Annotated in this window: 8 protein-coding genes; 4 read left to right on the forward strand and 4 right to left on the reverse strand. The window is 72.3% G+C overall.

The genetic code is table 11. From position 1 onward, the window contains the following. Positions 1–265 precede the first annotated feature (265 nt). Positions 266–985 (reverse strand): SigE family RNA polymerase sigma factor, encoded by a 720-nt coding sequence (locus ACFWNV_RS33075; protein ID WP_383954209.1) that lies wholly within the window; start codon positions 983–985, stop codon positions 266–268. Between the two features lie 176 nt (positions 986–1,161). Between ACFWNV_RS33075 and afsQ1 the strand changes: the two genes are divergently transcribed. Genes afsQ1 through ACFWNV_RS33090 form a run of 3 tightly spaced genes read left to right on the forward strand, consistent with a single transcriptional unit; the run spans position 1,162 to position 3,981 of the window. Next, positions 1,162–1,839 (forward strand): two-component system response regulator AfsQ1, encoded by a 678-nt coding sequence (gene afsQ1, locus ACFWNV_RS33080; RefSeq protein ID WP_250746240.1) that lies wholly within the window; start codon positions 1,162–1,164, stop codon positions 1,837–1,839. After that, positions 1,836–3,323, forward strand: a complete 1,488-nt coding sequence (locus ACFWNV_RS33085; protein WP_383954211.1) for an ATP-binding protein — start codon at positions 1,836–1,838, stop codon at positions 3,321–3,323. Before afsQ1 ends, ACFWNV_RS33085 begins: the two co-directional genes overlap by 4 nt. 37 nt (positions 3,324–3,360) lie before the next feature. Further along, on the forward strand, positions 3,361–3,981 hold the full coding sequence (locus ACFWNV_RS33090; protein WP_383954213.1) for a hypothetical protein: 621 nt from the start codon (positions 3,361–3,363) through the stop codon (positions 3,979–3,981). A gap of 123 nt (positions 3,982–4,104) precedes the next feature. Here the strand turns inward: ACFWNV_RS33090 and ACFWNV_RS33095 are convergent, their stop codons facing one another. The 3 genes from ACFWNV_RS33095 to ACFWNV_RS33105 all read right to left on the reverse strand — a co-directional run bounded on the left by ACFWNV_RS33095 (position 4,105) and on the right by ACFWNV_RS33105 (position 7,158). Continuing rightward, on the reverse strand, positions 4,105–5,754 hold the full coding sequence (locus ACFWNV_RS33095) for a phospho-sugar mutase (RefSeq protein WP_383954225.1): 1,650 nt from the start codon (positions 5,752–5,754) through the stop codon (positions 4,105–4,107). Between the two features lie 47 nt (positions 5,755–5,801). Next, positions 5,802–6,608, reverse strand: coding sequence for a purine-nucleoside phosphorylase (locus tag ACFWNV_RS33100; protein WP_383954215.1), 807 nt, complete (start codon positions 6,606–6,608; stop codon positions 5,802–5,804). 112 nt (positions 6,609–6,720) lie between these two features. After that, positions 6,721–7,158 (reverse strand): gamma-glutamylcyclotransferase, encoded by a 438-nt coding sequence (locus ACFWNV_RS33105; protein WP_112449900.1) that lies wholly within the window; start codon positions 7,156–7,158, stop codon positions 6,721–6,723. Between the two features lie 198 nt (positions 7,159–7,356). Here ACFWNV_RS33105 and ACFWNV_RS33110 point away from each other — a divergent pair, with 198 nt between their 5' ends. Next, positions 7,357–8,796, forward strand: coding sequence for an NAD(P)H-quinone dehydrogenase (locus ACFWNV_RS33110; protein ID WP_383954217.1), 1,440 nt, complete (start codon positions 7,357–7,359; stop codon positions 8,794–8,796). Positions 8,797–8,905: the final 109 nt, after the last annotated feature.

Genomic DNA, 8,905 nt, shown 5'->3' on the forward strand with positions numbered 1-8,905 from the left:
CCGTTCCCTGGGCTCCGCCCAGACCCGGTCCTCAAACCCCGGACGGGCTGAAGGGCCCCTGGGGCTCCGCCCCAGACCCCGGTCCTCAAACGCCGGACGGGCTGGAAGGCCCCGGACCCCGGTCCTCAAACGCCGGACGGCTGAAAATGCCAAAGGGCGGGACCGTGCGGACCCCCGTCCGCTCGATCCCGCCCTTTGCCCCCGTGGCCCCCGTCCCACCCCCGCGGGACGGGCCCCCTGGCCCTTTGGTCTGTGGAGGTCGCCCTTATGCGACCAGGTCTTCGAAGGACTCCGCCTCGTCGCGGCCGAAGCTCAGGGCCTCGTCCTCGCGCATGCGGCGCAGCGAGCGCCAGATGCTCGACTTCACCGTGCCGACGCTGATGCCGAGGATCTCCGCGATCTCCGGGTCCGTGCGGCCCTCGTAGTACCGGAGCACCAGCATCGTGCGCTGCGGCTCCGGGATGCGGGTGAGCGCCTGCCACAGCACGGCGCGCAGCTCCGTACCGCCCATGGCGTCCGTGTCCGAGGCCGTCTCCGGCAGTTCTTCGGTCGGGTACTCGTTGAGCTTGCGCCGGCGCCAGGCGCTGATGTGCAGGTTCGTCATCGTGCGGCGCAGGTATCCGCCGACCGCGGCCTTGTCGCTGATGCGGTCCCAGGCGCGGTACGTGGAGAACAGTGCGGTCTGCAGCAGGTCCTCGGCCTCGTAGCGGTCGCCGGTCAGGTGGAAGGCCGTCGCGTAGAGGGCGGCCCGCCGCTCCTGGACGTACGCCGTGAACTCGGCCTCGTTGGAGGAGTCCGGGACGTCCGCGGAGCCCGGCGTGCGCTGGGCGGGGACGGTGGGGCGCTCGTAGGTCTTCGCGTCGATGGCCACCACGTGCGCCGGCCGCCGGGAAGGGGCCGTGGCCGTACGGATTGCCGTGCGGCGGTTCACATCGTGCAGCCGCGTGACAACCGCGCTGGTGTTGATGCTGTGCAGCGTGTTCATCTCGCGCCCCCCGTCGTGGAGTCTGTCTGGTCCGTTGCCAAGAAGACTGCCCGCCCGAGATAACCGGGGTGTCCGCCGACTGTCACAGGCCTGTCACAGGGACCGGGAGGGGTCGTGTTCGGATTGAAGGTGCAGGGCGGTCGAAGTCCCGAGGGGCGATGGGACAGAATGAGCCCGTGCCTTTCCTGTTGCTCATCGAGGACGACGACGCCATCCGCACGGCCCTCGAACTCTCCCTGACCCGCCAGGGCCACCGTGTGGCCACCGCGGCGACGGGCGAGGACGGCCTCAAACTGCTGCGCGAGCAGCGGCCCGATCTGATCGTGCTCGACGTCATGCTGCCCGGCATCGACGGCTTCGAGGTGTGCCGGCGTGTCCGGCGCACCGACCAGCTGCCGATCATCCTGCTCACCGCGCGCAACGACGACATCGACGTGGTCGTCGGCCTGGAGTCGGGAGCGGACGACTACGTCGTCAAGCCCGTCCAGGGGCGGGTGCTCGACGCCCGCATCCGGGCCGTGCTGCGCCGTGGCGAGCGCGAGGCCACCGACTCCGCCGTCTTCGGCTCGCTGGTCATCGACCGCAACGCCATGACGGTGACGAAGAACGGCGAGGACCTCCAGCTCACCCCGACCGAGCTGCGGCTGCTCCTGGAGCTCAGCCGCCGGCCCGGCCAGGCGCTCTCCCGTCAGCAGCTGCTGCGGCTGGTGTGGGAGCACGACTACCTCGGCGACTCGCGCCTCGTCGACGCCTGCGTGCAGCGGCTGCGCGCCAAGGTCGAGGAAGTGCCCTCCTCGCCCACCCTGATCCGTACCGTGCGGGGCGTCGGTTACCGGCTGGACTCCCCGCAGTGATCAGAGCCCTGTTCGCGGGCCGGCGCTGGACCAGCCTGCGGCTGCGGCTCCTCGTCGTGTTCGCACTGGTCGCGCTGACGGCCGCCGTGTCCGCCTCCGGGATCGCGTACTGGCTCAACCGCGAGGCCGTCCTGACCCGGACGCAGGACGCCGCCCTCGGCGACTTCCGGCAGGAGATGCAGAACCGGGCCGCGGCGCTGCCCGCCGACCCGACGCAGGAGGAGCTGCAGCACACCGCCGAGATGATGGCGGGCAGCAGCCCCGGCTACAGCGTGCTGCTGGTGGACGAGAAGGGCGGCCGCAAGGTGTCCGGCTCGGCCGGTCCCGACGCCTTCTCGCTGGCCGACGTACCCAAGTCGCTCCAGCACGCCGTGGACGACCGGCAGAAGACCACCTCGGCCAACGACGCCGCGTACCACGTGTACTGGCAGCGGACGAAGCCGGGCGGGAACCCGTACCTGGTCGGCGGCACCCGGATCGTGGGCGGCGGGCCGACCGGCTACATGTACAAGTCCCTGGCCCAGGAACGCGACGACCTCAACGCCCTGGCCTGGTCGCTGACCATCGCCACCGGGCTCGCGCTGCTCGGCTCGGCGCTGCTCGCGCAGGCCGCGGCCCGTACGGTGCTGCGGCCCGTGCAGCGGCTCGGCGACGCGGCGCGGCGGCTCGGCGAGGGGGAGCTGGACCACCGGCTGGAGGTGTCGGGGACGGACGAACTCGCCGACCTGGCGCACACCTTCAACAAGACGGCGGAGGCGCTGGAGAAGAAGGTCGCCGACATGAGCGCGCGGGAGGAGTCCAGCCGGCGTTTCGTCGCGGACATGTCCCACGAACTGCGCACGCCGCTGACGGCGTTGACGGCGGTCGCCGAGGTGCTGGAGGACGAGGTCGACACCCTCGATCCGATGATCGCACCGGCGGTGGGTCTGGTCGTGAGCGAGACCAGGCGGCTCAACGACCTGGTGGAGAACCTCATGGAGGTCACCCGCTTCGACGCGGGAACGGCGCGCCTGGTGCTGGACGACGTGGACGTCGCCGACCAGGTCACGTCGTGCATCGACGCGCGGGCCTGGCTGGATGCGGTCGAACTCGACGCGGAGCGCGGGATCGTGGCGCGGCTCGACCCGCGCCGGCTCGACGTGATCCTGGCCAACCTGATCGGCAACGCCCTCAAGCACGGCGGATCGCCGGTACGGGTCTCCATCCGGGTGGAGGGGGAGTGGCTGGTCATGGCCGTACGGGACAACGGGCCGGGCATCCCCGAGGCCGTACTGCCGCACGTCTTCGACCGGTTCTACAAGGCGAGCGCGTCGCGGCCGAAGTCCGACGGCAGCGGGCTCGGCCTGTCCATCGCGATGGAGAACGCGCACATCCACGGCGGCGACATCACCGCGGAGAACGGGGCGGAGGGCGGTGCGCTGTTCACGCTGCGGCTGCCGGTGGACGTGGGGAAGGTGATCGCCGGTGACGACGACGAGGAGTAAGAGGAGCAAAAGGACGGGGCGCAGGTCGACGGCCGCGGTGGCGGCCCTGAGCCTGGTGTCCCTGGGCTTCCTGTCGGGCTGCGGGATCCGGGCGACCACCGTGCCGGTGGACGTGGGCGCGGCCCCCTCGCGGGTCTCCTGCAAGACCCCGACGGGCACGACCGCCGGAACGGGCGGGGTGCACGGCATCCGCGCCACGGTGGAACTGGTCTGCGGGGCGCAGCTGGTGGGTGTCCAGCGGGTGGTGCCGGTGCCGGAGAAGCAGCCCGCGCGGGACGCTGCGGTGTCCGTCACCCAGGCTCTGCTGGAGGCGCTCCAGCGGGAGCCTTCGGAGGAGGAGCGGGAGGCCGGCTTCTCGACGGAGGTCCCGGCCACGCTGACGGCTTCGGCGCCGCGGCCGGGGGATCCGGCGGGCACGGTACGGCTGAGCCGCAAGCCCGAGGACCTGCCTCCGGTGGCGCTGTCGCAGCTGGTGTGCACGCTCGCGGAGAGCGACGCGGTGTCGGCGGGGGCGGGCCCGGTGGTCCTGGGCGGTCCCGACGCGGATCCGCCGCGGGCCTGGGAGTGCACGGACGCCGTCCGCTCCCGTCCGGAGTCGGTCACGACCCTGGGCGACGTGGTCCGGCCGACGCCGACGCCCGCGCCCTCGGCTTCCTGAGGCCTTGCGCGGACGGCCCCCCGAGCCGGAGCTCGGGGGGCCGTTGCATGCCTGCCGGTCGACGGACGGAGTCCGGCGCAGCGGCGCGAAGCCCGCGCGGCGGTGCGAGCGGCGCGTGAAGGATCAGATGCCGGCCGCCGCCGCGAGGTCCTTCTTGATCGCGTCGAGGACTTCCTGGCCGCGGGCGCGGGCCGGGAGCAGGTCGGAGGCTTCCGCCACCGGGACCACGACCTCCAGGTAGCACTTCAGCTTGGGCTCCGTGCCGGACGGGCGGACGATCACCCGGGCCTTGTAGTCGCCCTCCAGGTAGTAGCGCAGCCCGTCCGTGGGCGGGAGGGTGGCCGTGCCCTCGTTCAGGTCCTCCGCCGAGGTGACCCGCAGGCCCGCCAGCGAGGCCGGGGGCTCCGCGCGCAGCGCCGCCATCGCCGAGGCGATGACCGACAGGTCCTCCACGCGGACCGACAGCTGGTCGGTGGCGTGCAGACCGTGCTCCATGGCCAGGTCGTCGAGCAGGTCGGTCAGGGTCCGGCCCTGCTCCTTGAGCTCGGAGGCCAGCTCGGCGACGAGCAGGGCGGCCGTGACGCCGTCCTTGTCGCGGACGCCCTCGGGGTCCACGCAGTAGCCGAGCGCCTCCTCGTACCCGTAGCGCAGGCCCTCGACGCGGGAGATCCACTTGAAGCCCGTCAGGGTCTCCTCGTAGCCGACGCCCGCGGCCTCCGCGATCCGCCCGAGGAGGGAGGAGGAGACGATGGACTCGGCGAAGACGCCCCGTGCGCCCTTGTGCACCAGGTGGGCGGCGAGCAGCGCGCCGACCTCGTCGCCGCGCAGCATCCGCCAGCCGGAGGCCGAGGACGGGTCCGGTACGGCCACCGCGCAGCGGTCGGCGTCCGGGTCGTTGGCGATGACGATGTCCGGGTCGACCCGGGCGGCCGTGGCGAAGGACAGGTCCATCGCGCCCGGCTCCTCCGGGTTGGGGAAGGCCACCGTCGGGAAGGCCGGGTCCGGCTCCGCCTGCTCGGCCACCAGGACCGGGGCCGGGAAGCCGGCGCGGGCGAAGGCGGCCAGGACCACGTCCTTGCCGACGCCGTGCATGGCCGTGTAGACGGTCCGCACGCTCCGGGGGGAGCCGGGGGTGAGGACGGCGTCCGTACGCGCCAGGTAGGCCTCCAGGACCTCGTCGCCGAGGTCCTGCCAGCCGTCCTCGGCCCGCGGTACGTCGGCCAGCGCGGCGATCGCGTCGATCTGTGCGGCGATCTCCGCGTCGGCCGGGGAGACGATCTGCGAACCGTCGCCGAGGTAGACCTTGTAGCCGTTGTCCCGGGGCGGGTTGTGGCTCGCGGTCACCTCGACGCCGGCGACGGCGCCCAGGTGCCTTATGGCGTACGCGAGGACGGGCGTCGGCAGGGGACGGGGCAGGACGGCGGCACGCAGTCCGGCGCCGAGCATCACGGCGGCGGTGTCGCGGGCGAAGTCCGCGGACTTGTAGCGCGCGTCGTAGCCGACGACGACCAGGCCGCCGCCGTGGCCCTGGGCCTTGAGGTAGGCCGCGAGGCCCGCCGCGGCCCGGATGACCACGTTGCGGTTCATCCGCATCGGGCCCGCGCCCAGCTCGCCGCGGAGTCCGGCGGTGCCGAACTGCAGCATGCCGGAGAAGCGGTCCGCGAGCTCGGTCGTGTCACCGGCCTCGATGAGCCGGGCGAGCTCCTCGGCCGTCTCCGGGTCCGGGTCCTCGGCCAGCCAGGCCCGGGCCCGCGCGATCAGATCGTCCTGCACGTCCTGCACGTCCTGCACTACCTCTCGTCGTCGGTCGGGTCGCTCGGTCAGATCCGGGCGAGGACCTGGGTCAGCAGCTTGCCCATGCGCGAGGCCGAGTCGCGGCCGGCCTGGAGCACCTCTTCGTGGTTCAGCGGCTCGCCGGAGAGGCCCGCCGCCAGGTTGGTGACCAGCGAGATGCCGAGCACCTCGGCGCCGGCCTCGCGGGCGGCGATGGCCTCCAGCACGGTGGACATGCCGACCAGGTCGGCGCCCATCACGCGGATCATGTTGATCTCGGCCGGGGTCTCGTAGTGCGGGCCGGGGAACTGCACGTAGACGCCCTCTTCGAGGGTCTCGTCGATCTCCTTGCACATCGCGCGCAGGCGCGGCGAGTACAGGTCGGTCAGGTCCACGAAGTTCGCGCCGACGATCGGCGAGGTGGCCGTCAGGTTGAGGTGGTCGCTGATCAGGACCGGCTGGCCGGGCTTCATGCCCTCGCGCAGGCCACCGCAGCCGTTGGTCAGGACGATGGTCTTGCAGCCGGCGGCGACGGCCGTGCGCACGCCGTGGGCGACGGCGGCGACGCCGCGGCCCTCGTAGTAGTGGGTCCGGCCGAGGAAGAGCAGCGCGCGCTTGTCGCCGATCTTGTACGAGCGGATCTTGCCGCCGTGGCCCTCGACGGCGGGGGGCGGGAAGCCGGGCAGCTCGGTGACCGGGAACTCGGCCTCGGGTGCGCCGAGGGCCTCCGCGGCGGGGGCCCAGCCGGAGCCCATCACGAGGGCGACATCGTGGGTCTCGGCGCCGGTCAGCTCGCGCAGGCGGGCGGCGGCGGCGTCGGCGGCGGCGAAGGGGTCGGTAACAGATGCGTTCACGCGGAAGAGCGTAGCCGCTCTTCGCCTACGCGCGTAGATGGCGCAGCTCACGGTCTTCGGATCGTTGCCTTGTCGTTTCCGACGAATTGTCCCGGGCGGGGCCGGAAAACGCTCAGCAGGGGCGCTTGCGCAGTTCCATCACGTAGTCGTGCGGGGCTCCCGCGGATTCGGCCGCGTCGGCGAGTTCGCCCAGGTAGCGGGCGGAGGGCAGGCCGCCCTCGTAGCCGTTGAGCACGTAGACCCAGGCCGCTTCCTCGCCGTCCAGCGTGTGCACGCGCACCCGCATGCGGCGGTAGATGTCGAGCCCGACGCCCTCCCACCGGTCCATGGAGTCCTCGTCGAGGGGGGCCACGTCGTACAGCGCGACGAAGACCTGGTGGCGCGGCGCTTCGACGATCGTCGCCAGCGCGCCCTCCCAGCCCATCTGCTCGCCGCCGAAGGTCAGCCGCCAGTCGTTGATCCAGCCCGTTCCGCGCAGCGGCGAATGCGGAGCGCGGCGCGTCATCAGCCGCGGGTCGAGGTTGCCGGCGTACGCGGCGTAGAGCGACATGAGGTCGAGGGTACGGGAGGGGCGGCCCGGACAGCGCTCCCGGCCGCGTACGGGCCCCGCGTCCCGGATGGTGGGACCGGGCGTGAAGCACCTTGATGCGTGCGGGACAATGACGTACGGAATGCATCCCCCGGGGAGACCCCCCGGAAGCCCCGGCCGGGGCGGCAGCCGGCCGGGTAGACGTGAGGCGGAGTTTTCGTGACCCGGATCGTGATCATCGGCGGCGGACCCGGCGGGTATGAGGCGGCCCTCGTGGGGGCCCAGCTCGGCGCGGAGGTGACCGTCGTGGACTGCGACGGTCTGGGCGGCGCTTCGGTGCTCACCGACTGCGTGCCCTCCAAGACTCTCATCGCGACCGCCGAGGTCATGACGACCTTCGACTCGTCGTACGAGGAGCTCGGCATCGTCGTCGCGGACGACACCCCGCACATCGAACAGGCCGCGCGCGTCGTCGGCGTGGACCTCGGCAAGGTGAACCGGCGCGTCAAGCGCCTGGCGCTCGCCCAGTCCCACGACATCACCGCCTCCGTCACCCGGGCCGGCGCCCGCGTCGTACGGGGCCGCGCCAAGCTCGGCGGCCCGCAGGGCATCGACGGCACGCGGGACGTCATCGTCACCGCGGCCGACGGCTCCGAGACGATCCTCACCGCCGACGCCGTGCTCATCGCGACCGGCGGCCACCCCCGCGAGATCCCCGACGCGATGCCCGACGGCGAGCGGATCCTGAACTGGACCCAGGTCTACGACCTCGAAGAGCTCCCCGAGGAGCTCATCGTGGTCGGCTCCGGCGTGACCGGCGCCGAGTTCGCCGGCGCGTACCAGGCCCTCGGCTCCCGGGTGACCCTCGTGTCCTCCCGCGACCGCGTCCTGCCCGGCGAGGACCCGGACGCCGCCGCCGTACTGGAGGACGTCTTCCGGCGCCGCGGCATGAACGTCATCGGCCGCTCCCGCGCCGAGTCCGCCAAGCGGGTCGGCGACCGGGTCGAGGTCACCCTCTCCGACGGCCGGGTCATCAGCGGCACGCACTGCCTGATGGCGGTCGGCGCGATCCCGAACACGAGCAACATGAACCTGGAGGAGTCCGGGGTCAAGCTCAAGGAGTCCGGTCACATCTGGACCGACAAGGTCTCGCGCACCTCCTCGCCCGGCGTGTACGCGGCCGGCGACGTGACCGGCATCTTCGCCCTCGCCTCGGTGGCCGCCATGCAGGGGCGCATCGCGATGTACCACTTCCTCGGCGACGCGGTGGCCCCGCTCAACCTGAAGACGGTCTCCTCGAACGTCTTCACCGACCCCGAGATCGCCACCGTCGGCTACACCCAGGCCGACGTGGACTCCGGCAAGATCGACGCCAGGGTCGTGAAGCTCCCGCTGCTGCGCAACCCGCGCGCCAAGATGCAGGGCATCCGGGACGGCTTCGTGAAGATGTTCTGCCGGCCGGGCACCGGGATCGTCGTGGGCGGCGTGGTCGTCTCCCCGCGCGCGAGCGAGCTCATCCACCCGATCTCGATCGCCGTCGACAACAACCTGACGGTCGAGCAGATCGCAAACGCGTTCACCGTGTACCCCTCGCTGTCCGGGTCGATCGCGGAGGTCGCCCGCCAGCTGCACACGCGGAAGTCTTCCGACGAGGCGTAAATACCGATAACGGCCCTTGTGCGCAAGGGCTTTGGAGTGGGTGGTGGGGGCGCCGCGGGGGGGGGGGGGGGGGGGGCGCCCCCCGGGAGCACAAAATGGCCCAACGGGT

Origin of the sequence: Streptomyces sp. NPDC058401 (assembly GCF_042722885.1) — a bacterium.
Taxonomy (GTDB): domain Bacteria; phylum Actinomycetota; class Actinomycetes; order Streptomycetales; family Streptomycetaceae; genus Streptomyces.

Coding starts and splice junctions, on each gene's coding strand:
- ACFWNV_RS33075 (WP_383954209.1), bottom strand. CDS start 985: ATGAACACGCTGCACAGCATCAACACCAGCGCGGTTGTCACGCGGCTG.
- ACFWNV_RS33105 (WP_112449900.1), bottom strand. CDS start 7,158: ATGTCGCTCTACGCCGCGTACGCCGGCAACCTCGACCCGCGGCTGATG.